This window comes from Pseudomonas sp. RIT357 (genome assembly GCF_000632245.1).
In the GTDB taxonomy this organism is placed as follows: Bacteria; Pseudomonadota; Gammaproteobacteria; order Pseudomonadales; family Pseudomonadaceae; genus Aquipseudomonas; species Aquipseudomonas sivasensis.
Genome location: NZ_JFYX01000017.1, coordinates 36,996 through 61,804 on the forward strand (window position 1 = coordinate 36,996; position 24,809 = coordinate 61,804).

Genomic DNA, 24,809 nt, shown 5'->3' on the forward strand with positions numbered 1-24,809 from the left:
TTACTTCTTCTTTTTCGGGGCGATGACCATGATCAGTTGGCGTCCTTCCATCTTAGGATGCTGTTCGACCGAACCGTACTCAAGCAAGTCAGCTTCAACCCGCTTGAGGAGTTCCATCCCCAGCTCCTGGTGGGCCATCTCACGGCCGCGGAATCGCAAGGATACCTTGGCCCTGTCCCCATCACTCAGGAAACGTACCAGGTTGCGCAGTTTTACCTGGTAATCCCCTTCCTCCGTCCCTGGACGAAACTTGATTTCTTTTACTTGAATCTGCTTTTGGTTCTTCTTCGCCGCGGCAACCTGCTTCTTCTTTTCGAAGATCGACTTGCCGTAGTCCATCACCCGACAAACAGGTGGGATTGCATCGGCGGAGATTTCCACCAAGTCCAGCTTGGACTCTTCTGCAATACGAAGCGCTTCATCAATCGAGACGATGCCAATCTGCTCGCCGTCAGCGCCAATTAACCGAACCTCGCGTGCCGAGATATTCTCGTTGATCGGGGCTTTCGGTGCAGCTCGTTTATCTTGTCTCATTTCACGCTTAATAATAATTACTCCGAATCTGGGCGACCACGCCGGGAAACCGCTTGCGCGAGGAACTCAGCGAACTGGGCGACGGGCATAGAGCCCAGGTCAGCACCTTCACGAGTACGCACAGCGACAGTCTGCATCTCGACTTCCCGATCTCCAATAACCAAAAGATAGGGGACCTTGAGCAAAGTATGCTCGCGGATTTTAAAGCCGATCTTTTCATTTCTCAAGTCGGACTTGGCACGAAATCCGCTTTCGTTGAGAGTTTTTTCAACTTCAGCGGCAAATTCTGCCTGTTTATCAGTGATATTCATGATCACTGCCTGGGTCGGAGCCAGCCACGCGGGGAATGCACCCTCGTAGTGCTCGATCAGGATCCCGACGAACCGTTCGAACGAGCCGAGGATCGCCCTGTGCAGCATAACCGGGTGCTTACGACTGTTGTCTTCGGAGACGTATTCGGCTCCCAGACGGATCGGCAGGTTAAAATCGAGCTGCAGAGTACCACACTGCCAGACGCGGCCAAGGCAATCTTTCAGCGAGAACTCGATCTTCGGACCGTAAAACGCGCCCTCGCCCGGCTGCAGGTCGTACGCAAGCCCCGCACTATCAAGCGCTGCGGCCAGTGCCGCTTCGGCGCGATCCCACAGTTCGTCGGAACCGACACGCTTTTCCGGACGAGTGGACAGCTTCATCTCGACGTCGGTGAAACCGAAATCGCGATAAACGTCCATGGTCAGCTTGATAAACGCAGCGGATTCAGCCTGCATCTGCTCTTCTGTGCAGAAGATGTGGGCGTCGTCTTGAGTGAAACCGCGCACGCGCATGATGCCGTGCAGCGCACCCGACGGCTCGTTACGGTGGCAAGCACCGAACTCGGCCAGGCGCATCGGCAACTCGCGGTAGCTCTTCAAGCCCTGGTTGAACACCTGCACATGGCATGGGCAGTTCATTGGCTTAATGGCGTAGTCGCGGTTTTCCGACTGGGTGGTGAACATATTGTCGGCGTAGTTGGCCCAGTGCCCGGATTTCTCCCACAGGCTGCGATCAACGACCTGCGGGGTCTTGATCTCCAGGTAACCGTTATCACGCTGCACCTTACGCATGTACTGCTCAAGCACCTGATACAGGGTCCAGCCGTTCGGATGCCAGAACACCATACCCGGCGCTTCTTCCTGGAGGTGGAACAGATTCAGGCGCTTGCCGATCTTACGGTGATCGCGCTTTTCAGCTTCTTCGATGCGCTGGACATAGGCGGCCAGCTGCTTCTTGTCAGCCCAGGCAGTGCCGTAGATACGTTGCAACTGCTCATTCTTAGCGTCGCCGCGCCAGTAGGCGCCGGACAGCTTGGTCAGCTTGAATGACTTGAGGAAGCGTGTGTTCGGCACGTGCGGACCACGGCACATGTCGACGTATTCTTCGTGGTAGTACAGGCCCATGGCCTGCTCGTCCGGCATGTCTTCCACCAAACGCAGCTTGTAGTCCTCACCACGGGCAGTGAACACTTCGATCACTTCGGCGCGCGGGGTGACTTTCTTGATGACGTCGTAATCTTTCTCGATCAGCGCGTGCATGCGCTGCTCAATGGCAGCCATGTCGTCCGGAGTGAAAGGACGCTCGTAGGCGATGTCGTAATAGAAGCCTTCTTCGATAACCGGACCGATTACCATCTTCGCGGTTGGGTACAACTGCTTGACCGCATGACCAATCAAGTGCGCGCAAGAGTGGCGAATGATCTCCAGCCCCTCTTGATCCTTGGGCGTGATGATTTGCAGACTGGCGTCAGAGGTGATCAGGTCACTGGCATCAACCAGTTTGCCGTCGACCTTGCCGGCCACAGTCGCCTTTGCCAGACCGGCACCAATGGATGCGGCGACCTCGGATACGGATACAGCATGATCGAATGAACGTTGACTGCCATCGGGAAGAGTAATAGTTGGCATGGCGCCTCCTCTCCTAGTGGTGACCCCTACCAAAGGTCACGTGGGTTGGGATGAGCCAGTACAAGATCCAATACCAGGCCGTTCAGTGATGAACGCCTGCCTTACAGCGGCAGGAGCCTTTCGGCCAACCGATAATCGAACCAGAGTGACTGGAGTGAACAAAAAGAACATGGCGAGGCGGCAAATGGCGCGCCCGGGAATAGCCAGGGGAGCGATGCTAGCACAGATGAACGGTCATCGCGCCGGCGCCAGGCCAGGTAACTACTAATTCCAGCCTTTATAGCTGCAAAACGGAACTTGAGCTGTACGCACTACCTCAAACCCACTGAGAATCGCTGTTTGTCCTCGACCCAAAGGAGCATCCCATGATGCGTTTTACTTCTACCCTCGCTCTCGCCGCTACCCTGAGCCTCCTTTCCATCGGCGCGCAGGCTGCTGCGCCCTCCAACTGGCCAGCCGGTGCCCGTGACAGTTTCATCAACGACTGCAGCGCGGCCGCCAGCCAGAACGTTGACGTCAAAACGGCCAAAGCCCACTGCGAATGTGGCGCCGACAAGATCAACGCCGAATTGAGCAGTTCCGAAATCAAGGAATTGATGACCAATCCGAACGCCAGCGCACCACTTAAAAACAAAGCGGTGGCTGCAATTTCATCCTGCAAAGTCGTGAAGAAAAAGTAAGATCGGCGCCAGATCAGACGGCCGCTCTGCTGGAAAAATCGCCCGAAAACTGCCATTTCTCACAAATTACGCAGCTTTTACGGCTTTTTTTAACAGCTGATATTTCGCGCCAAAGCCCCGTAGACCGGGGCTTTCAGCCGACCTAAGCACTAAATGCAACGCTATTGATTGGCAAACAATGCCTTGGGGGGGCTCCCAAGCCGAACATTTCGACTATGATAGCCCGGTGTGCCCAGTTGGCCTGAGCAGCACAGCACTACTGAAAATATATGTTTCTTGGAGATACACCATGTCTAATCGCCAAACCGGCACCGTTAAATGGTTCAACGATGAAAAAGGCTTCGGCTTCATCACTCCTCAAGGTGGCGGTGACGACCTGTTCGTACACTTCAAAGCTATCGAAAGCGACGGTTTCAAAAGCCTGAAAGAAGGCCAAACCGTTTCCTTCGTGGCTGAGAAAGGCCAAAAGGGTATGCAAGCTGCACAGGTTCGCGGCGAGTAATTCTCCGCTGAGCTAAAAAAACCCCGTCCATGTGGCGGGGTTTTTTATGGGCGCTGCAAAAGCAGTGATCAGCCGCAATTGACGCGAGTGATCACCAAGTTGTCGTCAGCGTTTAGGTTCAAGCGGTCGGAGCGGTATTCCAAAGTGATCATATCGTTGGGCTTGAGGATGCGAGCATTCTGCGCACCGGCACGGGCCCGGGCTTGCTCCAGCAACTGAGGCGAAGCTTTCTGGCCGATTGTGAACTCGGCAGCCTTTGACTCACAGCGGCTATGACCTGCATCGGTCACTGCGGCGTCTTTGGCTGGCTCAGAGGTACCCGGGGTGCTGCAACCCGCCAACGCGAGTGCTGCCAACAAAGTACCGAATGATGCGAGCTTCCAAGGCATGAAGCCTCCTATTGAAAAAATGAACAGAGATCGTGCGACAACCGTCTTGCAGATTGGTTTCAAGACGTAAATCGCAGTCGGGCAAGTCTGCCTGACTATCAGCAGGCATTCGCCCGATCAATCGTGACCAGATATGAACATAATCAGTAGATGTCGATGTAGTCAAAAGGTGGCTTGGGCCAGTTTTGCTTCAGCGCGTTGAAAACCTGTGTGACCCAGACCTCGTCGCTGGCAGCGACATTTCCGACGTAACCGGAGCCCTTTGCCCAGGTCTCAAGACGAAACAACAGGCCATCTATGTCAGTGCCCCCGACTACCCCAGATGATAGGTAGGCGATACCGGCCTTGGTCACACGCAGTTGAGTATGTTCGTCATCACTGGCACTGGCGATCAATTGGCGCACGGCGGCCAGGGTGAGATTCTCGGGGTCATTCAAATCGATCTGCACGCGGTATTCCCCGGCAATTAAACAGGAGCACAGTGTCGCACAGCACTTGCTTCATGCCTAAGTAGCAGTGCCAAACGCCGCGCAAAATGCTTAACTGCGCCCGGTAAAGCCGCGCCCCAGCGCATTACCCAGTATTTCAGCTCGTGAGACCTCCATGACCACCGTAACGCTCCAAGCCGACATCAAAGCCAAGTGGCCCCAAGGACAAAGCTCCTACAGCCCCGGAAGCCCAGAGGAACTGGCAATCATCGGTATAGACCTGCTGGTCAAGGAACTCGGCACTCAGGCGGCACAAGCCTTCATTGGCCAGGTATTCGAGAAATACCCGGCCGATCACATGGGAGCACACAACCCCGAGCGCGAATAAGAACCGGCCGACGAACGTCGACCGGCAATCGGTTTACTTCAGCCGCGCAAGGCGCTCAGTCAGCAGATCGAAGAAGCCCTGAGCGTCGCCGTTCTCAACCCAGAACGCATTCTTTGGTTGTTTCAGACCGTCGTACCAATCGACGATGGTCTGCCCGAATGTCGGGCCTTCACGGCTGTCCACCACCACATTGACCTCGCGACCACTGAACAGCGAAGGCTTGAGCAGGTACGCAACAACGGTGGCGTCATGTACCGGGCCGCCCGGGATGCCATAGTGCTCCATATCGCCTTTGACGTATTCGTTGAGAATATCGCCGACGACCTTGCTGGCGTTGTTCTTGAGGTCGGCAATCTTTTTCAGACGCGCCTCACTGGTCAGTACCTTGTGGGTCACATCCAGCGGCAGGTAAGTCAGCTTGACGCCACTCTTGAGCACGATCTCTGCAGCAATCGGATCGGCGAACAGGTTGAACTCGGCAACCGGCGTGATATTGCCTCCATTGAAGTGCGCGCCGCCCATCACTACCACTTCTTTGATGCCCTGGGTGATTTCCGGATCCTGAGTCAGTGCCAGCGCCAGGTTGGTCTGCGGACCCAGCATGGCGATAGTGATGCTGTGAGGCTTGGCAGCACGAAGGGTCTTGATCAGGTAATCAACGGCATTGCCTTCGGCCAGGCCCTTTTTAGGCTCATGCACGGTGACGCCGGAAATGCCCTCCTTGCCATGGATGTTTTCGGCATAGATCGGTTTGCGCAGCATCGGCGCTGGTGCACCGGCGTAGACCGGAATGTCCTCACGCCCCGCCCACTCGCGGGCCAGGCGCGCGTTACGCGAGGTCTTGTCCAAGCGCACGTTACCGGCGACGGTGGTCAGCGCACGGATGTTCAATTCGTCCGGGGAAGCCATGGCGAAGAGCAAGGCCACTACATCGTCGGCACCTGGGTCAGTGTCGATGATGAGGTCGATTTTTTCCGCCGCGTGGGCGCTTGCAGCAGTGAGCGCGGACAAAAGCAGGACACTCCGAAACAGATTTCTCAGGATTGGAAGACCACGTTGCATAAAACACTCCTTGTCGTTGGGGAACTCTAGAACGTTACGCCGGACACCAGCGCGATATTGCAGTAAGGCTGGCATTCGCCGGTGCGCACAACCGCGCGCGCCTGGCGACTCAGTTGCTTGAACGCTTCATGACTGAGCAGACGTCGCTCGCCGAGGGCGGCCTGTTCACTCAGCACGTTCAACTGCGCCAGCGCAGGTGGCTGCTTGAGCAGGATTTCTTCCGCCAGCACGTGGCTTTCCACCTGCATCTCACTGAGCACGATACGCAAAGTGCTGATGAAATCAGGAATACCTTTTGTAAGCGCCAGGTCGATCAACTCGACGCCGGGCGGCACCGGCAAACCAGCATCGCCGATCACCAGAATGTCGCCATGGCCCAGGGAAGCTATCAGCCGCGACAGAGCGATATTGAGCAGAGGGGTCTTTTTCATAAAGGTACAAAACCTTGAACGTCATGCAGCGTAGGAATGGAAGGTTGCGCACCCGCACGTGTGACTGACAATGCTGCAGCGACCTGACCAAAACGTATGGCCTCGGCTTCGCTTTTACCGCTGGCAAGGGCCGCCGCAAAACCACCGACAAAGGTATCGCCGGCAGCCGTGGTATCCAACGCCTTGACCTTGGGCGCCACCAAGTGCTCAAAGCCACTGCCATCCGCAAACAATGCACCTTGGGCGCCCAGAGTGATGATGACTTTGCCGGCACCGGCTTTAATCAGTTGCGTGGCAGCCACTTTGGCACTGTCCAGAGAGTCGACTGTCACACCGCTCAATGCGGTGGCCTCGCTTTCGTTGGGAATCAGATAATCGACCGAGGCATACCACTCGGCGGGCAACGGTGCACTGGCCGGCGCAGGGTTGAGGATCACGGTCTTGCCCAGTTCACGACCGCGCTTGAGCGCATAGGCCACGGTAGCCATCGGCACTTCCAGCTGGCAGATGATCACATCGGCGGCTTGCAGCACCGCATCAGACGCCTGCAGTGACGTGGACGTCAGCTCGCCGTTGCTGCCGGCAACAATCACAATCGCATTCTGGCTGCTGTCATCCACCACGATCAACGCCACGCCACTGGAACCGTCCACGGTACTGACGGCCTGGCAATCGATACCTTCCACCAGCAATGCGTCACGCAACACAGTGCCGTAGGCATCGGTGCCGACACAGCCAATCATCGCCACACTCGCACCCAGTCGCGCCGATGCAACGGCCTGGTTGGCACCCTTGCCGCCCGGCACCGTGGAAAAAGTTTGGCCAATCAGGGTCTCACCGGCACGGGGCAGCCGGCTGGCGCGGGTGACCAGGTCCATGTTCAAGCTGCCTACTACCACTACTTTTGCTGGCATACATCAGTACTCATCAATTCGGTTCAGCGGTATTGCGCGAACACACCGGCGACGGGCGCCGTCGACTCGCGCAATACGATGCTCGGCGTCACGATGCGTTGATCGATCGGCAGTTGGGGTGTTGCAATTCGTCGCAGTAAAAGCTCGGCGGCCGTCTCGCCCAGTTGCAGGATCGACTGGCCGACCGTGGTCAGGGCCGGGTACACATAGCGGCCCATTTGAATATCATCAAATCCGATCACCGACAGCTCGCCGGGCACGCGGATATTACGCTCAGCTGCAGCACGCAATACGCCGAAGCCGATCATGTCGTTACTGGCAAAAATCGCGCTGGGCGGGTTCTGCGCCAGCAATTGCACGGCAGCAGCATAACCGCCGGTGCTGGTGAAGTCGCTTTCCCGGGTGCGATTGGGCGCAACGTCCACACCGGCCTCGCGGAGCGCGCGCTGGTATCCCGCCAGGCGCATTTGCGCGACACGGGTGTGGGCCGGGCCGCCGATACAGGCGATGTCCCGATGCCCCAGCTCAAGCAAATGCCGGGTCGCCAGGTAGGCGCCCTCTTCATGATCGATGCGCACCAGATCGACATCAATGCCGTCCAGCGCCCGGTCGACAATCACCATGGGCGTGCGCACCGCGCTCAACCCAGCGGCGAGGCCGCTGTCATCACCACCCACCGAGGTCACGATCAAGCCGTCGATGCGCTTTTCCAACAACACCCGCAAATAGCTGCGCTGTTTTTCAGCATTGTCGTCGGAGTTGCAGAGGATCACGCAGTAGCCGTTACGCTCGCAGTAATCCTCGATGCCTCGTGCCAGCTCCGCGAAATACGGGTTGAGGCTGTTGGGTACCAGCAAACCGATGGTGGCCGTGGTCTTGGCCTTGAGCGAGCGCGCGACGGCGCTGGGCACATAGTCGAGCTGCTTGATGGCCGCTTCGACCTTGACCCGTACCGGCTCACTCACTGGGCGCGTCTTGTTCACCACATGGGACACGGTGGTGTAGGAAATTCCTGCAAGCGCCGCCACATCCTTGATCGTTGCCATGGTTCAGCCCCGCCGACTAGCACGTTGGCTGCGGTACGTATCGAGAACCACTGCAATCACGATCACAGCACCGGTGATGATGCGCTTCGTGGGCTCCGTGGCGCCGATCTGTGCCAGGCCAGCGGCCAATACCGAGATAATCAACACACCAAAGAAGGTACTGATTACCGAACCGCGCCCGCCCATCAGGCTGGTGCCGCCGATCACCACCGCGGCGATCACTTGCAGCTCCAGACCGGAGCCAGCGTTCGGGTCCGCTGCTTCCAAACGCGAGATCTGGAATAACGCCGCGACACCGGCCAGCAGGCCCATGAGACTGAACACCAGAATCTTGTAAGGCTTGGGATTGATACCGGCCAGGCGCACGGCCTCTTCGTTGGTGCCGATACCGATCAGGTAACGACCGAACACGGTGCGGGTCAATACTAGCTGCGCAGCGATGATCACCAGCAAGGCAATGATGAACGACGGCGAGATACCAAACGCAATCGGGTTGGACAGCCAGGCAAACGAATCACCGATGTAGGCGGTGCGCGAACCGGTCATTTGGTACGCAACGCCCCGCGCCATTTCCAACACACCGAGGGACACGATAAACGACGGGATCCGCCAGGCCACGGTGATCGAGCCGGTGATGGTGCCGGCCAACGCGGCGCAGCCCATGCCGAGCAGAGCGGCCGGCAACACGCTCCAGCCCCACCCAAGAATCGCCACGCTGACTGCCGACGCCGCCAGGGCCAGCACCGAGCCCACCGACAAGTCGATACCGCCGATGATCAGGATGAACGTCATGCCCACCGCCAGCACCATCAGGTCCGGGATCTGGTTGGCCAGGGTGCTGAAGGTGTCATAGGACAGGAAGTGGTCACTGAGCACCGAAAACAGCGCAATCATCGCGAGCAAGGCGCCCGCTAGCCCCAGGTAGGTGCCCAGTCCGTAGAAGTTGCCGCCCGCTTTACCGGAGGTAGTTGTGGTTTTCATGGGGTATCCCTAAGCACTGCGTCATTGAGCAGCGCATCACGTTTCTGATAGCCGGCAAAGGCGGCGGCGAGCAATTCGTCCTGGGTCCAGCTGTCACGCTCAAAGGTCTCGATCAGACGCCCGGCAGACAGTACGCCGATGCGGTCGCAGATCAGCATGAGCTCACGCAGGTCGCTCGATACCACCACCAGCGCTTTGCCCTGGCGGGTCAATTCGCCGAGCAAGGCATAAATGTCGAACTTGGCACCCACATCAATTCCGCGGGTGGGTTCGTCGAACAACATCACCGAGCAGTCGCGCTCCAGCCAGCGGCCAATCACCACTTTCTGCTGATTGCCGCCAGACAGTTCCGACACCAGTTGCGCCGGGCTGGAACTGCGGATGCGCATGGCGTCGATCTGGCGCTTGGCCAACGCGGTTTCATCGCGGCTATTTACCACGCCGCCGCCAGAGATTTCCGGCATGTTGCCCAGGGCAATATTGGCACTGATGGACTGAGTCAGCAGCAGGCCTTCACCCTTGCGATCTTCAGTGATCAGGGCGATACCATGCCCCACCGCATCCACGGGAGAGCGAATGCTCACCACCTTGGCCGGTGAGCCCAGGGCCACGGTGCCGCTGTCGGCCAGATCGGCACCAAAGATCAGACGCAGCAATTCGGTACGGCCAGCGCCGATCAGGCCGGAAATGCCATAGATCTCGCCGGCACGCACTTCAAAGGACACGTCACGGACTTTGTCCGAGCGGCTCAGGCCTTTCACAGTCAGGGCCGGGCCGCCGATGCTGCGCGGCCCCAGGTCGATGTGTTCACCCAGCTCGCGCCCCACCATCAAGGTGACCAATTGCTCACTGTTGTAATTGGCCATCGGTTCGACGCAGACCAGCTTGCCGTCGCGCAATACCGCAATGCGCTGGGCAACACGGGCCAACTCTTCCAGCCGGTGCGAAATGTAAATAATCGCCACGCCCCGAGCCTGCAGGCGGGTGATTTGCTCAAACAGCATCTCGACTTCACGCGCGGTGAGCATGGCCGTGGGTTCGTCGAGGATCAGTACATGACAGTCGCCAATCAGGTTGCGAGCGATTTCAACCATTTGCTGGTGACCGATGCCCAGGCTGCCGACCAGCGTGTCAGGGTCGATGGCGTCCAGGCCGACTTGGGCCATGGCCTCGATCGCGGCTTTGCGCAGTTGCTTGCGGCTGATCCAGCCACAGTTGCTGGGCAGGTTATCCAGGAACAGGTTTTCGGCCACGGTCAGCGTCGGCAGCAGGTTGAGTTCCTGCATGACCATGCGCACACCCAACGCTTCAGCCTGGGTACGGCTGGCAGGACAGTAATCCTGACCATTGAATTGCATGTGCCCGGTGGTCGGCGTGACCAGCCCGCCGATGATCTTGGACAGGGTGCTTTTGCCTGCGCCATTCTCGCCGGTCAGCGCCAGCACTTCCCCACGGTTGAGCGTGAGGGTGATGTCGGACAGAACCGGTTGGGCATAGGTCTTACCGATACCGCTGACCGAGAGGACAGCGTTCGGGGCGGAAGATGACATAGGAAAATCTCCAGGCGCCCGCTCAGGACGAGCGGGCGCTGTTGGGTGCCGCCAGAATTACTTCTTGAGGACGAGTTCGACCGGGGTTTCGATCACGCCGTCTTTGGCATCGACTTTCTCACCCTTGACCAGCTTAAGGGCGTTCTGGATACCGAATACCGCTTGCTGGGCAGCTGCCTGGTCGGCGGTAGCCAGTACGCGGCCGTCCTGCAACATCGGCTTGATCGCTTCGATATTGTCGTAACCCACGACCATTACCTTGCCCGCCTTGCCTGCCGCACGCACCGCGGAGACAGCGCCCAGGGCCATATTATCGTTACCGGCCAACAAGGCCTTGAGGTCCGGGTATTCGCTCAGCATGGCCGAGGCGACTTTCTGGCCCTGGTCGATTTCCCAGTTGCCGGATTGAGTGGAAACGATCTTCATACCGGCAGCGTCCATCGCATCTTTGTAGCCGGCGGTGCGCTGCTGGGCGTTGGTGGTAGTCGGTACGCCTTCGATGATGCCGACCTTGTCACCTGCTGCCAGTTGCTTGGCCAGGTAGTCGCCCACGAGCTTGGAGCCCTTGCGGTTGTCGGGGCCAACGAAGGGAATATCGAGATTTTTGCTTTTCAGTACACCGGGGTCCAGGCGGTTGTCGATGTTGACGACCTTGATACCGGCGTCGGAGGCTTTCTTCAGTACGGTGACCAGTGCCTTGGAGTCAGCAGGCGCGATGACGATGGCGTTAACCTTGGCGAGGATCATTTGGTTGACGATATCGATCTGCGCGCTGGTATCAGTTTCGTTCTTGATGCCGTTGGTGATCATGTCGAAATCGGCGGCATGGTCTTTCTGGTAAGCCTTGGCACCGTCCTGCATGGTGACGAAGAATTCATTGGCGAGAGATTTCATCACCAGGCCGACCTTGGGTTTGGCGGCGGCGTCGTCAGCAAAGGCAGAGGACAGAGGTAAAGCGGCGGATGCGGCAGCAAGCACAGCGACAGCAAGAAGACGTCCAGCGAATGGCAGCTTCATGGGTTCACTCCGATCTTATGATTATTGTGAGCAACGCTTGCACCGAAGAGTCCTTCGGCAGCCATCCCACACGGGTGGCTGATTCGATCTTTCAGAGCACTCAGGGAGCACCGCGTGAAACATCTCGCAAACGTTTGCGTTAATCAAACTATGAGAACCTTGTCGAGATTTGTCAACGGTAGAACACAGCCTTTCATCTAAGGCCTCTAGCCTCTGTCCTCCCGTCCGGCGAAAGGACGTTATTAAACATTCCCCCCAACGCTTCGTTCTCTGAAACGACAGACCTCTTCATGCGACTCAGTATTTCCCGATGATCATCTTCGGACAACCGAACGCAATCATGCAGCGTGTTCGGAAAGCCGGACAGACGCATTGCGGGACCTGCCATAAGAACGACAATTATTGTTATAAATCAGCAAGTTAATTTATATCCAAGAACTTAATCAGCCTGGTACAAATCCTGCTCCTACCCAGCACCTCGTGGCATTCAGAACCGCCCGGGCGCTCTAGATGAACCTGCTACAGCACTCATCAAAAACCAGAGAGAAAAACAATGAAATCTGCACTGAAGAACTTTGTTCCGGGCGCGTTAGCCCTTCTGCTGCTGTTCCCTGTTGCCGCTCAGGCAAAGGAAGTTGAATCCAAGACCAAACTGGCCAACGTGGTAATTCTCGCCACCGGTGGCACCATTGCCGGCGCTGGCGCCAGTGCGGCCAACAGCGCTACCTACCAGGCGGCCAAAGTCGGTATCGAGCAATTGATCGCCGGTGTTCCTGAACTTAGCCAGATTGCCAATGTGCGTGGCGAGCAAGTGATGCAAATTGCATCCGAAAGCATCAACAACGAGAACCTGCTGCAACTGGGTCGCCGCGTCGCGGAGCTGGCTGACAACAAAGACGTGGATGGCATCGTGATCACCCACGGTACCGACACCCTGGAAGAGACCGCCTACTTCCTGAACCTGGTGGAAAAAACTGACAAGCCAATCGTGGTAGTTGGTTCCATGCGCCCAGGCACCGCCATGTCGGCCGACGGCATGCTCAACCTCTACAACGCCGTGGCTGTAGCCGGCAGCAAGGACGCGCGCGGTAAAGGGGTGCTGGTGACCATGAACGACGAGATCCAATCGGGTCGCGACGTAAGCAAGATGATCAATATCAAGACCGAAGCCTTCAAGAGCCCATGGGGCCCAATGGGCATGGTGGTTGAAGGCAAATCCTACTGGTTCCGCCTGCCTGCCAAGCGCCACACCATGGATTCGGAATTCGACATCAAGAACATCAAAAGCCTGCCGGACGTCGAAATCGCCTACGGCTACGGCAACGTAAGCGACACAGCCTACAAAGCCCTGGCCCAGGCTGGTGCCAAAGCAATCATCCACGCGGGTACTGGCAATGGCTCGGTATCTTCCAAAGTGGTGCCTGCCCTGGTGGAACTGCGCAAGCAAGGCGTGCAGATCATTCGCTCCTCCCACGTGAATGCCGGCGGCATGGTGTTGCGTAACGCTGAACAGCCTGACGACAAATACGACTGGGTTGCTGCCCTCGACCTGAACCCGCAGAAAGCGCGGATTCTGGCAATGGTTGCCCTGACCAAGACCCAAGACAGCAAAGAGCTTCAACGGATTTTCTGGGAATATTGATTCCTGACTGAACCCTGTATGTGGCGAGGGAGCTTGCTCCCGCTCATGTACGCAGCGCCCGAAAGCTTCTTTTGGGGCCGCTTCGCGGACCAGCGGGAACAACTTCCCTCGCCACAACAACCTACCTATCCCTCTCCCCCCGCCCTACACCCAACCCCCAACTCGCCGCCAGACGAATCTCTTGAATTTTAAGCAGTTGCGAAATTGCCCACACTTAAATACTGTATGCACGTACAGCCTATTAAGGAATGCTCCGTGGCAAAGTCGTCTTCCGCAGCACCTACCCCGCCCGATGCCTACACACGCCTGGCCATTCGCGTGCAAAAAATCATCAACTCCACCAATGCCCAAAAAGCCAAGGCAGCCCTGATCTTCCGCTTGCCGGAGGAACCAGAGGACGATTGGCAGCGCTTGTTGGAGGAGATTGCGGAGAACGACAACGTCACCCTAGCCTACCGGGATGACGGTGGCGTGCAGATTTTCTGGGTTGTGCCGAAGGAAGATTGATTGAATGAGTGCCCGTTTTATTGCTGTGTGTTGCCTGTTTCTTGCCGTTACCGCTCACGCTCAGGCGCCCCGAACCTTCAGTGAAGCCAAAAAAGTTGCCTGGACACTCTACGCCCCGCAATCCACCGAGTTCTATTGCGGCTGCAAGTACAGCGGCAACCGCGTTGACTTGAAAGCCTGCGGATATATCCCACGCAAAAACGCCAACCGCGCCGCACGCATCGAGTGGGAACACATTGTTCCGGCCTGGCAGATCGGACATCAGCGCCAGTGCTGGCAGAATGGCGGGCGCAAGAACTGCACGCGCCATGATGACGTGTTCAAGCGTGCCGAAGCAGACCTGCACAATTTGGTGCCGAGTATCGGCGAGGTCAATGGAGACCGAAGCAACTTCAGCTTTGGCTGGCTGCCAGTGCAACGCGGGCAGTACGGTTCATGCCTGACCCAAGTGGATTTCAAGGCCAAGAAGGTGATGCCGCGACCTTCCGTACGCGGGATGATCGCGCGAACCTACTTCTACATGAGCAAACAATACGGCTTGCGCCTGTCGAAACAGGATCGTCAGTTGTACGAAGCCTGGAACAAAACCTACCCGGTCCAAGCCTGGGAGCGCCAGCGTAACCAGACGGTGGCGTGTGTGATGGGGCGTGGCAATGAGTTTGTCGGCCCGGTCAACCTGAAAGCCTGCGGTTGAAGATGGGCGGCACTGCCGCCCAATCGGCCCGTTACTGCGCAGGCTGGTGTTCGATGATCTCAGACACCGTGTCAGTTTTCTTGGCACGAGCCATCTTTTCGTTAAGCAGGGTCTGCTTTGCCTCGGCTTCGGCCTTAGTTGCGAACGGCCCCAACAGCACTTCGTCCTTGCCGTCGACCTTAACGATATAAAAATTGAAACCATGTTCGAGCAACCAGGCGGTCAGGTCGGTGATCGCCTGCAGTTTGTGGTCCGGCGGACCTACTCGCAGGTCCCACTCTTGGGCGGCAATCGCGCCGGTTTGTGGCTGGCTTTCGGTCACGGCAGGCTTGGCCTTGGGGGCGTCGACGCGTTTGCCTTCACCGCAACCGGCCAGTGCCAACACCGCAATTGCCATCGCTACTTTACGCACTGCCCTGCTCCTCTAAGGATAAAGAGGCAACTTTATCATTCACTGTCTATTCTGGCCGTCATAAACGTTGGCTTAAACAATGCGAATGATGTATCCCAGACCTGTATGATGCCGCCATGGGAATTAATGTCGCCTCTATGCGTCCTAAAAGAGGCAGTCACAGGGAAGCGCTTAGCAGTAAGCTACACACATCCGACACCTGCCCTGTCTGAAACATGTGTCCTAAAAGCAATCAAGGAGAAGTCCATGCTTATACTCACCCGCAAAGTCGGTGAAAGCATAAACATCGGTGATGACATCACGATCACCATCCTGGGCGTCAGCGGCCAGCAAGTAAGAATCGGCATCAACGCCCCCAAGGATGTTGCCGTGCATCGCGAGGAGATCTACCAGCGCATCCAGGCCGGCCTGACCGCTCCGGATAAAAACCAGACGCCTTGAGGCGCACTCAGTAGCCAGCCCTTTCGTTCATGTAACGGCTGGCGAAAGCCTATTGGACTGTTCTTGGGCTGAATGAGTGATTAGCGTCGTCCAAAGTCCATGCGCCCCAAAGATGAAATTATCCTCGCGTCTGGAACTTGTTCCACTATCCAAAGCCGAATCTCCTGACTGACATACTTCCATCCGTGTGGACTCAGGAGCACGTCGATGAGGCCTATTACCGCGCAGCCATTTTTTTCCAGATCCTGGATGATTGCCCTGCTGATTGGGCTGGCCTTTGTGGGCGTAGAATATGGCCTGCGGCTGGAAGTCGAAGGTTCGGACCCCGCCTATCCTAAGTCCTGGTTTGATTTGGCACTGCTGCTGTGTGCGTACCTGTTCATGTTCTGCCTCAAGCCTATCCAGAAAGCATTGCAGCGTCAGCTGTGCCGGCGGGCCGAAAATAAAACAGGCGGCTGACCAAGCGAACCAAGCCGAGACCGGATACGGACTCGGCTTTTTTGTGTCAGTCCACTGCGCTCTGCAGGTACAACAAGCCATCAGCGCTGCGATGCACCTGCAACTGTTCATACCCTTCAATCGATGGATGCTCCGTGGGCATGGGCTTGAGGTGCGTCGATGTTACGACCAGCACATCCGCACCCGCCGCCTTCCCCGCACGGATACCCACCGTCGCATCCTCAAACACCAGACAATCCTGCACCGGCACGCCCAGGCGTTGCGCACCCAGCTCATAACAGGCGGGGTTCGGTTTGCCGATGGCCACATCCTCGGCCGTTACCAACACCGCCGGTGGCGCGATACCCGCTGCCTGCAACCGACGCAATGCCAACGCCTTCGGCGCAGAGGTGACCAATGCCCACTGATCACCAGGCACGCTATTGAGAAACTCGACGGCACCGGGAATCGCCACGACGCCTTCCACATCGTTGATTTCAGCCTCGGTAATCCACTGCGCTTCAACTTGCGGGTCGACGCCGGGCAATGCCTGGCGCGTGATAGTGTCAATCGCCCGCGCACCATGAATGGTGGTCAGGAAGGCCGCCACGTCCAGCCCATGGCGTTCAGCCCAGATGCCCCACACTCGTTCGGCAGCGGCAATGGAGTTGAGCAGGGTTCCATCCATATCGAACAGGAAGGCGCGGTAAGGGCGGGCTGATACAGCTGAACCTCGGATAGACACTGCGGGGTTTCCTCGTAAGCTGAAACGAATAATCGGCCCGGTGCAATCTACGGATCACCTACTGGGTTGTAAACGCTGACGCCCAACAGCCAGCCAATCATTACGAATTTGTCATCATCCTGTTGGCTGGCTGTTTGAAGTACGGGGTTACCGTGAGCGCACTGACACGACTCAACTACCCAGTGCAGGCCATGGCCTGCGCCAGTGACAATTGATCGAGCTACACTGGCGCCACGTATTGAATCAAGGCATTTCACATGAACATCCTCGTTGTCGAAGACGAACCCAAGGCCGGTAATTACCTCCTCAACGGTCTGCAGGAACTGGGCTACTCCGTAAGCCTGGCACGGGACGGCGTGGACGGCCTGCACCAAGCACTGGAAACGCCGTTCGACGTGATCGTGCTGGATGTGATGATGCCGAAAATGGACGGCTGGGAAGTACTGCGCCGCCTGCGTAAAGACTCCGACACCCCAGTGCTTTTTCTGACAGCTCGCGACGATATTGCCGATCGCATCAAGGGCCTGGAGCTGGGTGCCGATGATTACCTGATCAAGCCCTTCTCTTTCGCCGAGCTGGTAGCACGCTTACGTACCCTGACCCGTCGCGGCCCGATCAGGGAAGAAGAACACCTGCAAATCGCAGATTTGCACATCGACGTACTGAAACGCCGCGTCACTCGCGCCGGTACACGCATCACCCTGACCAATAAGGAGTTCGCACTGTTGCACCTGTTCGCCACCCATCAGGACCAAGTGCTGTCGCGCTCGCTGATCGCCTCGCGGGTATGGGACATGAACTTCGACAGCGACACCAACGTGGTGGACGTGGCCGTACGGCGCCTGCGCCTGAAAATCGACGACCCGTTCACGCTCAAGTTGATCCACAGCGTGCGGGGCATTGGCTACCGTTTCGATACCCAACCATGACCCACCGTCGCCATTATTCCCTGACACTACGCCTGGCCCTGATCTTCGCCCTGCTCGCCTTTGCACTGCTCGCTACCGTCGGCGTGGCGCTGTACCGCGAGTTGGAGCGCGAGCTGATCCGCCGCGACGATGTGCAATTGATTTCCCGCGTGGATCAACTACGCAACCTGCTTAACGACAGCAATACACTGGACTTGATCAAGACCAAGCCGGAACTGTTCCAGAATATGTTGGGCAACCGCGAATCGGTGCTGAGCATCGCCGCACCCGGCCAAAAACCGCTGCTGCTGGTAAACCCCGCCAACATCGATCTGCCAGCAGTCGAGCCGGTCCCCAAAGGCCACATCCTCACGCTGAGCGATGTGCAGCATTTGCCGGGCGTAAATGGCGTGCCCTTTTCCACCTTGGCCGCATCCATAGACTCCGGCGACCTGGGGAGCCTGCAAGTCACCAGCGGGCGCCTGATGACCGAGCGTACCGCCATGCTCGCCAGCTATCGGTTGAGCGTGTACGTACTGGCGAGCATCGCCGCGATCTTCCTCGCACTGGTGGGCTACCTGCTGGTGCATCGCGGCCTGCTACCGTTACGTCGACTGGCCCGACACGCTCAAGGGATCGGCGTCGGCAACCTGGCCGAACGCATCGACAGCCAGGGAGTACCAAAAGAACTGCTGCCGATGATCGAGTCGTTCAACACCATGCTTGAGCGCCTGGCCAAGGGTTTTGCGCAACTGGGCCAAGTATCCACCGACATGGCCCACGAACTGCGCACGCCGATCAACAACCTGCTGGGGGAAACCCAGGTTGCCCTGCAACAGAACCGCAGCATCGAAAGTTATCAGCAGCTCTTGGCCTCCAATGTCGAAGAGCTTGAGCGCCTGGCGCGAATGCTCGACAACATGCTGTTCTTGGCCCGCACCGACCCGGCCAGCGCCCTGCGCCAGCGCCAGGCACTCAGCGCCACCGATGAAGTGGCCCGCATTGCCGATTACTTTGAAGGCTTGGCAGGCGATGCGGACATCAGCATTCGTGCCGAGGGTGAAGGCGTGATCTGGGCCGAACCGATGCTGCTGCGCAGGGCCCTGGCGAACCTGTGCGCCAACGCCATCAAATACGGCGAACCGGGTTCCGAGTTGTTGATCCAGGCGATTGCAGACGCCGAGGGCATCCACCTGCGAGTCAGCAACCAGGGGGAAACCATCCCTGCCGTGCATTTATCGCGACTGTTTGAGCGGTTCTATCGGGTGGATGAATCAAGGGAACGTTCGGCCCAGTCCAATGGCCTGGGCCTGTCGATTGTGGCGACCATCATGCAGTTGCATCACGGCCGGTACAGCGTCAGCAGCAAGGACGGCGTGACCTGTTTCGAACTGTTTTTCCCTGGCCGCGAGGCGTAAACAATCGCCTCTTGCCGCCACCGGCAAGCCGAAGTGTCATCCCTGGGGCGGCGTCAACTGACCTGACCGCCCACTTCCACCACGTCTACCGGCGTGTTCCACGCCGTAGCTACTGCGACGCGCAACCCATCGACCAAGCTCGACAGCGCCATCAATGGCTGGTTGGGAACGTGAATAAAACCACTGCGCACATCCGTGCCCGCAAGCACGTGCTGCAAACGGTAGAACACCTGATTGCAGACAAACGTGCCCGCCGTCTGGGACACCGCCGCGGCTATCCCCGCCCCACGCACCGCCTTGACCATGGCCTTGATCGGTAGCGTCGAAAAATAGGCCGCCGGGCCATCCACGACAACTGCCGTATCGATGGGCTGATACCCCAGGTTGTCGGGGATACGCGCGTCGTTGATATTGATCGCCACCCGCTCGATGGAAATCTCGCCGCGCCCCGGCGCCAGACCAGTGGCGATAACCATGACTGGACGCAGTTCATTGATCAGTTGCACCAGACACTCAGGGGCGGTGGTGAAGGCACAGGGCAGCCGACGCGCAACAATCTGCACATCCTCGGCGAGCTGCACGCCGTCCAATTGGCGTGCGGCCTCCCAGGACGGATTAACCGAATCTTGATCAAAGGGCTCAAAGCCCGTCAGCAGTACGGTACGCATACAAGACCTCACATCAACAGGTAGAGCAGCACAATATTGACCACCAGCATCATCAGCGCCGTCGGCAACTGGGCCTTGATCACTGCGTTCTTGTCCGGCAATTCCAGCAACGCCGCCGGCACGATGTTGAAGTTGGCGGCCATTGGCGTCATCAGGGTCCCGCAGTAACCGGAGAACATGCCGATGGCGGCCATCACTGCCGGGTTGCCGCCGTAAATGCCCACTAACACCGGCACACCGACGCCGCCAGTCATCACCGGGAAAGCGGCGAAGCCATTGCCCATGATCACCGTAAACAGTGCCATGCCCAACACATACACCATCACCGCGACCAACTTGAAATCCAGGTTGATGTAAGTGGTGGTGACGTGGGCGACAGCCGTGCCGACGCCCGCTTCATTGAACAGCAGCCCGAGCATCGCCAGCATCTGCGGCAACACCATGGCCCAGCCCAGGGCTTCGGTGAGGCGGCGTGATTCGCGCAAGGCCTGCACCGGCGTATCGCGGGTCAGCCAGCAGGCCAGGCCGAGAGCGATCAGACAGCCGATACCGAGAGACACGAAGGTGGTGTTTTTCGGATCCAGCAACGGTATACCGCCGATCTCGGTGTGCTTGAGCAATACCGAGCCGATTACCGTGGTCAGGGGAATGGCCAGCGCCGGTATAAACAGCTTGTGGCCCAGGCGGCCAGCACTGGCGCGCGAGGCCTTATCGTGCAGCTCGACATGAGTGCCACGGCCCACGCCGCCGAACCCTGCTATCAATGCCATCACCACCACACCCGCACCGATCACCACCGATGGCAGGCGCTCGCCCACCAGAAACGGTATGGCAAACAGCAGCCAGAACAAGGCGCTGGACCAGCGCTTGGGATGGGTTCGGTCCAACAGAATCATGCCTGCGGTGATCAGCAACAACACACCAGCCAGCCAGTAGAGGTATTGAATGGAAATAATCATTGGGAGGCCCCTGCCGGCGTGGCGACGGGAGTCATCTCACGCGTCAATCGTCGATCAAACCGATGCAAGCGGATCGCATGGATGATGAAGGCGCAGATCGCCGTCGGGATACCCCACACCGCGATGTGCAGCGGCTCGACATCAATCCCAGAGCCCAGCAGGAACGTGTGCATCAATGCAATGGCGCCAAACGCAACGAAAATGTCTTCGCCAAAAAACAGCCCGACGTTGTCCGTCGCCGCGCACATGGCCAGCACTTTATGCCGCAACTTGTCCGGCAGCTTGCCGTAGCGCTTTTCCGCCGCACCTTCGGCCATCGGTGCCAACAGCGGGCGCACCATCTGCGGGTGCCCGCCCAGACTGGTCAAGCCCATGGCGGCGGTGGATTCACGCACGAACAGATAGATGATCAGCAGACGCCCGACAGTGGCACGCTCAAACCGTGCAATCCAGTTTTGCGCATGCAAGCGCAAGCCATGGCGCTCCAGCAAGCCGATGACGGCCAGAGGCAACAACAGGATCAATTGCAGGGCACGGGTCTGAAGGAAGCCATCACCCATGGTGGCGAGGATTTTTTCCAGCGGGAAGTGGGCAGCAAGCCCGGTGGCAATAGCCGCAGCGGTGACCACCAACAGCGGATTGAAACGTAAAACAAAGCCAACCACGATCACAAGTACGCCGATCAACGGCCATAAGTTCACAACAGTTTGCATGGCGGAGAGGTCCTTAAGTGCGCGCTGCGGCGCCATTACAGCAGGATGTGAACAAAGGGTTCACAGCAGGAAGTGGCGTGCAGTCGGCTCGGTTTTTTTATTGTTGACCCGTCAGGGCGAGCGTCAGTGGCAGCAACTGTGCTGCCTGAAAGCGGAAGGTGTCCAACAAGAAAAATTGTTGCTGCGAACCAATAAATTTTGTCGGCGACTGGAGCCCACACCGTTAACAACCTGTAGACAGTCGGCGACAGATTCGCGCATCGTGGCGCCGCGTGCTTATGGCGCCTTCATTACAACTTTAAATATGGAACGGCTGAGACCGACGCCAAGCAGCCATCCCTCATCCAACAAGGGGAAATACCGGTGACCTCATCCACAGCCGACACCGGCCTCAGCACGCAAACCCACCTGATCGCCCTGGTGGTCGCCGTGACTTTTTTTATGGAGAACCTCGACGCCACGGTGATCGCCACCGCGCTGCCAACCATGGCCGCGGCATTCGGCGTGACGCCGGTCGACATGAACATTGGCATCACCGCCTACATTCTTGCCGTGGCGATCTTCATTCCGCTGTCCAGCTGGATCGCCGACCGCTACGGTGCACGCCGGGTATTTGCTGGCGCGATCATTGTTTTCACCCTCGCCTCGCTGCTCTGCGGGCTCAGCCAAAGCCTCGAAATGTTCGTATTTGCCCGCGTCCTGCAAGGCATCGGTGGCGCACTGATGGTGCCGGTCGGGCGTCTAGCGGTGCTGCGCAATACCGATAAAAAAGACTTGGTGAAGATGGTCGCAGTGATTACCTGGCCCGGCTTGGTGGCGCCGATTCTTGGGCCGCTGGCGGGTGGACTGATCGTGACTCATGCATCGTGGCCATGGATCTTCTACGTGAACCTTCCATTGGGCGCCCTGGCCTTGGTCGCGGCACTGTGGCTGGTACCGGAAGGCCGCGAGGCGGATGTGCGCAAGTTCGATACGAAGGGTTTTTTACTGCTGGCAGGCGCCTGCGTGGCCCTCTTGGGCGGGCTGGAATGGCTGGGCAACCAGGCAGGCGAAATGCTCATCCCGGGCGCAGCGCTGGTTGCGGCAGGTTTACTGCTGACGGTATGGGCCGTGCGCCATTGTCGGCACTACAGCGCTCCCCTGTTGCCGCTCGATACACTGTCCATCAACACCTTCCGCGTGAGCATCTACGGCGGCTCACTGTTTCGCCTTGCCATCAGCGCCCTGCCTTTCCTGCTGCCCCTGCTGTTTCAGGTGGCATTTGGCCTGTCGCCAGTGGACGCGGGGCTGTTGGTACTTGCGGTGTTTGCCGGCAACCTGGCGATGAAACCCTTCACCACCGCCATCATGCAACGCTACGGCTTTCGCAGAGTGTTGCTGGTCAATGGGGTAATCGGCGTGGTGTCCATAATGGCGTGCGCGCTGTTCACGGCACAGACGCCGTTTTCGCTGATTGCGGCCGTGTTGTTTGTGGGCGGGCTGTCACGTTCAATGCAGTTCACTTGTTACAACTCGATTGGCTTCGCAGATGTGCCCAAAGCACGCATGAGCGAAGCGTCGGCGTTGTTCAGCCTGTCATTCCAACTGGCAATGGGCATGGGCGTGACAGTGGCTGCGCTGTTGTTGCGCGCATCCATGACCGTGCAAGGCCATGAGGTTCAGGCGCAGGCGGGGGATTTCCACGTGGCGTTCATCGGGGTGGCGTTGCTGGGGGTGTGGGCGCTGGTGGATGTGTATCGATTGCCCAAGGGTGCAGGAGAAAGTGTGCTGAACCGCGGATAAAAACGGCGGTTCAACACACTTTTCTGCGATCAGGCGGTGGTGCTGACCATCGAGCCGGACGCGCTGCCCCCCTCATCCGTGACGGCCTGCAATAGCGCCGAAGTTGCCGTCTGCAATGCGGCAGCAGTGCCTGCAATTTGCGTTTGAGCCGCGGCTATAGCGGCAGCCTTGGCGTCTGCACTCTGGCTACTGGACTGAGCCTTCTGAAGGGCCTGCTGCTGTTCTTGAAGCTGCTGCTGCAACTGCTCGATCTGTTTTTTCAACTCTTTGACCCGATCGGACTCCTGCGAGCTCGATGAGGCCTGGCCGCCGCCCGCGCCGGCCGCACCTTTAGTCTCAGCGCTCGCGCCAGCGGAGGAACTGCTGGCGGTACGTGTACTTTCGGTGGTGGCGGTATCCGTCGACGTGACAGTACTTGGAGTGCTTGCTACGGAAACGGTAGTGCTAATGTTGATAAGCATGCCAAATATCCGACGTTCAGAGATTTGAGAATGCATCGGCCTGCCAGGCAATTACTTTAGACAAGCCTTGCACGTTTAGTCGCAGCAGCAAAAAAAAGCCCAACACAATGTTGGGCTTTTACTGGTCACGCCAATGCGATCACTGGCGAGGAATCCGAACAAGGATCTGCTTGCCCTTTTCCTCGATGGTGATGTCGATCTCATTTCCGTTATCGAGCAAGGCGCTCGCACGATAGAGACCACTTTTAATCTCGTCGTCAATCGTCACGGCAACGCACGATGACGTTTGGTAAAACTGCTTATGAATGATGTCGGTGACAATTGGGCATGCCGCTTCTTCGATAGCGGACTGGCCACCGAACATTCCCAGCACGACCGATACAACGAACGCCGCCACCCAACCGTAAAAATAGTGCTTTTCCTGCTTCAAAAGCGCCGCTCGCTTCCAAAGATAAACAGGAACAATCAACGCCCACCAGCTTTGTGGCGCGGCATGACCGGCTGCTTTCAAACGCTTTTCGTCGACAACACACAGGGCTACGTTGAAGATCACAAAAACCCACCAAATACTCATACCGGAAAAGTATTCGATCAACCCACCCGCCAACTGGACGCCCGCCAACGCCCATACAAATCGGTTGTCTATTTCTGTTGCTGCAAGAGGTGGTGGGCCCGAGGGGCGTGGAATGCTTTGGGCCAAGTCAGTGTCTTTCAACGCGACCCAATCGCCCTCGCCCGGCCATACTTTTGTTTGCGCGCTGATAGTGTTCGAACTCAAGAAACCTTGCATTTGCTCAAACGTAAAAGGTCCCTGTCGCGAACCGCTCAGCGCGTAATACCACTCTACACCCGACATGTTGCTTCTCCCTGTTTTAACATCACCCACCCAAAAAGATGGCACTACGACAGTATCGACACCCCGTCAAAGATCTTGAGATTTCAGCTGTAGAAAGTGAACGCGCAAGGGCTGGCATTGCAAAAAAGGAATCCAAGCCCGAACTGGCTGGATTGGCACGGATGAGGGAATGAAGAAGACCATCTAGTGAGAGGCAGGCAACGAAATGATACTTTTCAAATCGCAGACAACAAAAAAGGGCCCACCTTTCGGTGAGCCCTTCTAGACCGCCCAGCAGAGCGGATTTTGTTTGGTAGGCGCGAT

29 protein-coding genes are annotated in these 24,809 nt (G+C 57.8%); 11 read left to right on the forward strand and 18 right to left on the reverse strand.

All coding sequences use genetic code 11. The features are described from left to right. Together infC and thrS are read right to left on the reverse strand one after the other, a co-directional pair. A complete protein-coding gene (infC, locus tag BW43_RS14135; protein WP_015884933.1) occupies nt 1-552 on the reverse strand; it encodes a translation initiation factor IF-3 in 552 nt (183 codons plus the stop codon). Beyond that, a complete protein-coding gene (gene thrS, locus BW43_RS14130; RefSeq protein ID WP_032886975.1) occupies nt 552-2,474 on the reverse strand; it encodes a threonine--tRNA ligase in 1,923 nt (640 codons plus the stop codon). The genes infC and thrS overlap by 1 nt, the downstream gene beginning before the upstream one ends. A gap of 365 nt (nt 2,475-2,839) precedes the next feature. On the opposite strand from thrS, the gene BW43_RS14125 reads away from it, so the two are divergent. Continuing rightward, nucleotides 2,840-3,154: a hypothetical protein gene (locus BW43_RS14125; RefSeq protein WP_081797709.1), complete on the forward strand. Its 315-nt coding sequence runs from the start codon at nt 2,840-2,842 to the stop codon at nt 3,152-3,154. 289 nt (nt 3,155-3,443) lie between these two features. Further along, nucleotides 3,444-3,656, forward strand: a complete 213-nt coding sequence (locus tag BW43_RS14120) for a cold-shock protein (protein WP_003234260.1) — start codon at nt 3,444-3,446, stop codon at nt 3,654-3,656. 68 nt (nt 3,657-3,724) lie between these two features. Here BW43_RS14120 and BW43_RS14115 read toward each other — a convergent pair whose 3' ends face one another. Both BW43_RS14115 and BW43_RS14110 read right to left on the reverse strand, forming a co-directional pair. Further along, nucleotides 3,725-4,045, reverse strand: a complete 321-nt coding sequence (locus tag BW43_RS14115; RefSeq protein WP_032886976.1) for an I78 family peptidase inhibitor — start codon at nt 4,043-4,045, stop codon at nt 3,725-3,727. Between the two features lie 143 nt (nt 4,046-4,188). Next, complete coding sequence (locus BW43_RS14110; RefSeq protein WP_032886977.1) at nt 4,189-4,494, reverse strand: hypothetical protein; 306 nt, start codon at nt 4,492-4,494, stop codon at nt 4,189-4,191. A 154-nt stretch (nt 4,495-4,648) separates the two neighbouring features. On the opposite strand from BW43_RS14110, the gene BW43_RS14105 reads away from it, so the two are divergent. Further along, nucleotides 4,649-4,861, forward strand: a complete 213-nt coding sequence (locus BW43_RS14105; RefSeq protein ID WP_032886978.1) for a hypothetical protein — start codon at nt 4,649-4,651, stop codon at nt 4,859-4,861. 33 nt (nt 4,862-4,894) lie between these two features. On the opposite strand, the gene BW43_RS14100 is transcribed toward BW43_RS14105, so the two are convergent. Genes BW43_RS14100 through BW43_RS14070 form a run of 7 tightly spaced genes read right to left on the reverse strand, consistent with a single transcriptional unit; the run spans nt 4,895 to nt 11,862 of the window. After that, the gene (locus BW43_RS14100) at nt 4,895-5,923 is read right to left on the reverse strand and encodes a nucleoside hydrolase (RefSeq protein ID WP_032886980.1); all 1,029 of its coding nucleotides are present in this window, start codon (nt 5,921-5,923) and stop codon (nt 4,895-4,897) included. A gap of 26 nt (nt 5,924-5,949) precedes the next feature. Then, nucleotides 5,950-6,354, reverse strand: a complete 405-nt coding sequence (gene rbsD, locus BW43_RS14095) for a D-ribose pyranase (RefSeq protein ID WP_032886981.1) — start codon at nt 6,352-6,354, stop codon at nt 5,950-5,952. Further along, entirely contained in the window at nt 6,351-7,268 is a 918-nt protein-coding gene (gene rbsK, locus BW43_RS14090; protein WP_032886982.1) for a ribokinase, read from the reverse strand. The genes rbsD and rbsK overlap by 4 nt, the downstream gene beginning before the upstream one ends. Nucleotides 7,269-7,291: 23 nt before the next feature. After that, nucleotides 7,292-8,314 carry a LacI family DNA-binding transcriptional regulator gene (locus tag BW43_RS14085; RefSeq protein ID WP_032886984.1) on the reverse strand — a complete coding sequence of 341 codons (1,023 nt, stop codon included), beginning with the start codon at nt 8,312-8,314 and terminating at the stop codon, nt 7,292-7,294. Between the two features lie 3 nt (nt 8,315-8,317). Then, nucleotides 8,318-9,295, reverse strand: coding sequence for an ABC transporter permease (locus BW43_RS14080; RefSeq protein WP_032886985.1), 978 nt, complete (start codon nt 9,293-9,295; stop codon nt 8,318-8,320). Next, complete coding sequence (locus BW43_RS14075; RefSeq protein ID WP_032886987.1) at nt 9,292-10,845, reverse strand: sugar ABC transporter ATP-binding protein; 1,554 nt, start codon at nt 10,843-10,845, stop codon at nt 9,292-9,294. Before BW43_RS14075 ends, BW43_RS14080 begins: the two co-directional genes overlap by 4 nt. A gap of 57 nt (nt 10,846-10,902) precedes the next feature. Next, nucleotides 10,903-11,862 carry a sugar ABC transporter substrate-binding protein gene (locus tag BW43_RS14070; RefSeq protein ID WP_032886989.1) on the reverse strand — a complete coding sequence of 320 codons (960 nt, stop codon included), beginning with the start codon at nt 11,860-11,862 and terminating at the stop codon, nt 10,903-10,905. Nucleotides 11,863-12,415: 553 nt separating this feature from the next. Between BW43_RS14070 and BW43_RS14065 the strand changes: the two genes are divergently transcribed. The 3 genes from BW43_RS14065 to BW43_RS14055 all read left to right on the forward strand — a co-directional run bounded on the left by BW43_RS14065 (nt 12,416) and on the right by BW43_RS14055 (nt 14,705). Continuing rightward, nucleotides 12,416-13,504, forward strand: a complete 1,089-nt coding sequence (locus BW43_RS14065; protein WP_032886990.1) for an asparaginase — start codon at nt 12,416-12,418, stop codon at nt 13,502-13,504. Between the two features lie 255 nt (nt 13,505-13,759). Next, nucleotides 13,760-14,011: a DUF1654 domain-containing protein gene (locus BW43_RS14060; RefSeq protein WP_032886991.1), complete on the forward strand. Its 252-nt coding sequence runs from the start codon at nt 13,760-13,762 to the stop codon at nt 14,009-14,011. A gap of 4 nt (nt 14,012-14,015) precedes the next feature. Beyond that, the gene (locus tag BW43_RS14055) at nt 14,016-14,705 is read left to right on the forward strand and encodes an endonuclease (RefSeq protein WP_032886992.1); all 690 of its coding nucleotides are present in this window, start codon (nt 14,016-14,018) and stop codon (nt 14,703-14,705) included. A gap of 31 nt (nt 14,706-14,736) precedes the next feature. On the opposite strand, the gene BW43_RS14050 is transcribed toward BW43_RS14055, so the two are convergent. Then, nucleotides 14,737-15,102: a penicillin-binding protein activator LpoB gene (locus BW43_RS14050; RefSeq protein WP_081797711.1), complete on the reverse strand. Its 366-nt coding sequence runs from the start codon at nt 15,100-15,102 to the stop codon at nt 14,737-14,739. Nucleotides 15,103-15,363: 261 nt separating this feature from the next. Here BW43_RS14050 and csrA point away from each other — a divergent pair, with 261 nt between their 5' ends. Together csrA and BW43_RS14040 are read left to right on the forward strand one after the other, a co-directional pair. Beyond that, the gene (gene csrA / locus BW43_RS14045; RefSeq protein WP_003192511.1) at nt 15,364-15,558 is read left to right on the forward strand and encodes a carbon storage regulator CsrA; all 195 of its coding nucleotides are present in this window, start codon (nt 15,364-15,366) and stop codon (nt 15,556-15,558) included. A gap of 207 nt (nt 15,559-15,765) precedes the next feature. Continuing rightward, nucleotides 15,766-16,017: a hypothetical protein gene (locus BW43_RS14040; protein WP_032886995.1), complete on the forward strand. Its 252-nt coding sequence runs from the start codon at nt 15,766-15,768 to the stop codon at nt 16,015-16,017. Nucleotides 16,018-16,063: 46 nt separating this feature from the next. On the opposite strand, the gene BW43_RS14035 is transcribed toward BW43_RS14040, so the two are convergent. Further along, a complete protein-coding gene (locus BW43_RS14035) occupies nt 16,064-16,741 on the reverse strand; it encodes an HAD family hydrolase (RefSeq protein WP_032886996.1) in 678 nt (225 codons plus the stop codon). A gap of 257 nt (nt 16,742-16,998) precedes the next feature. On the opposite strand from BW43_RS14035, the gene BW43_RS14030 reads away from it, so the two are divergent. Beyond that, complete coding sequence (locus BW43_RS14030) at nt 16,999-17,670, forward strand: heavy metal response regulator transcription factor (RefSeq protein WP_032886997.1); 672 nt, start codon at nt 16,999-17,001, stop codon at nt 17,668-17,670. Next, nucleotides 17,667-19,067, forward strand: a complete 1,401-nt coding sequence (locus tag BW43_RS14025) for a heavy metal sensor histidine kinase (protein WP_032886998.1) — start codon at nt 17,667-17,669, stop codon at nt 19,065-19,067. Before BW43_RS14030 ends, BW43_RS14025 begins: the two co-directional genes overlap by 4 nt. Nucleotides 19,068-19,120: 53 nt before the next feature. On the opposite strand, the gene pcp is transcribed toward BW43_RS14025, so the two are convergent. The 3 genes from pcp to BW43_RS14010 are packed head-to-tail and all read right to left on the reverse strand — an operon-like array spanning nt 19,121 to nt 21,407. Further along, nucleotides 19,121-19,735 (reverse strand): pyroglutamyl-peptidase I, encoded by a 615-nt coding sequence (gene pcp / locus BW43_RS14020; RefSeq protein ID WP_032886999.1) that lies wholly within the window; start codon nt 19,733-19,735, stop codon nt 19,121-19,123. Between the two features lie 8 nt (nt 19,736-19,743). Further along, nucleotides 19,744-20,694 carry a DUF979 domain-containing protein gene (locus BW43_RS14015; protein ID WP_032887000.1) on the reverse strand — a complete coding sequence of 317 codons (951 nt, stop codon included), beginning with the start codon at nt 20,692-20,694 and terminating at the stop codon, nt 19,744-19,746. Then, on the reverse strand, nt 20,691-21,407 hold the full coding sequence (locus BW43_RS14010; protein ID WP_032887001.1) for a DUF969 domain-containing protein: 717 nt from the start codon (nt 21,405-21,407) through the stop codon (nt 20,691-20,693). Before BW43_RS14010 ends, BW43_RS14015 begins: the two co-directional genes overlap by 4 nt. Nucleotides 21,408-21,764: 357 nt before the next feature. On the opposite strand from BW43_RS14010, the gene BW43_RS14005 reads away from it, so the two are divergent. Further along, nucleotides 21,765-23,189, forward strand: coding sequence for an MFS transporter (locus BW43_RS14005; RefSeq protein ID WP_155989964.1), 1,425 nt, complete (start codon nt 21,765-21,767; stop codon nt 23,187-23,189). Between the two features lie 29 nt (nt 23,190-23,218). Here the strand turns inward: BW43_RS14005 and BW43_RS14000 are convergent, their stop codons facing one another. Together BW43_RS14000 and BW43_RS27965 are read right to left on the reverse strand one after the other, a co-directional pair. Beyond that, on the reverse strand, nt 23,219-23,650 hold the full coding sequence (locus BW43_RS14000; RefSeq protein ID WP_032887002.1) for a hypothetical protein: 432 nt from the start codon (nt 23,648-23,650) through the stop codon (nt 23,219-23,221). Nucleotides 23,651-23,789: 139 nt separating this feature from the next. After that, complete coding sequence (locus BW43_RS27965; RefSeq protein WP_050442833.1) at nt 23,790-24,506, reverse strand: DUF4339 domain-containing protein; 717 nt, start codon at nt 24,504-24,506, stop codon at nt 23,790-23,792. Nucleotides 24,507-24,809: the final 303 nt, after the last annotated feature.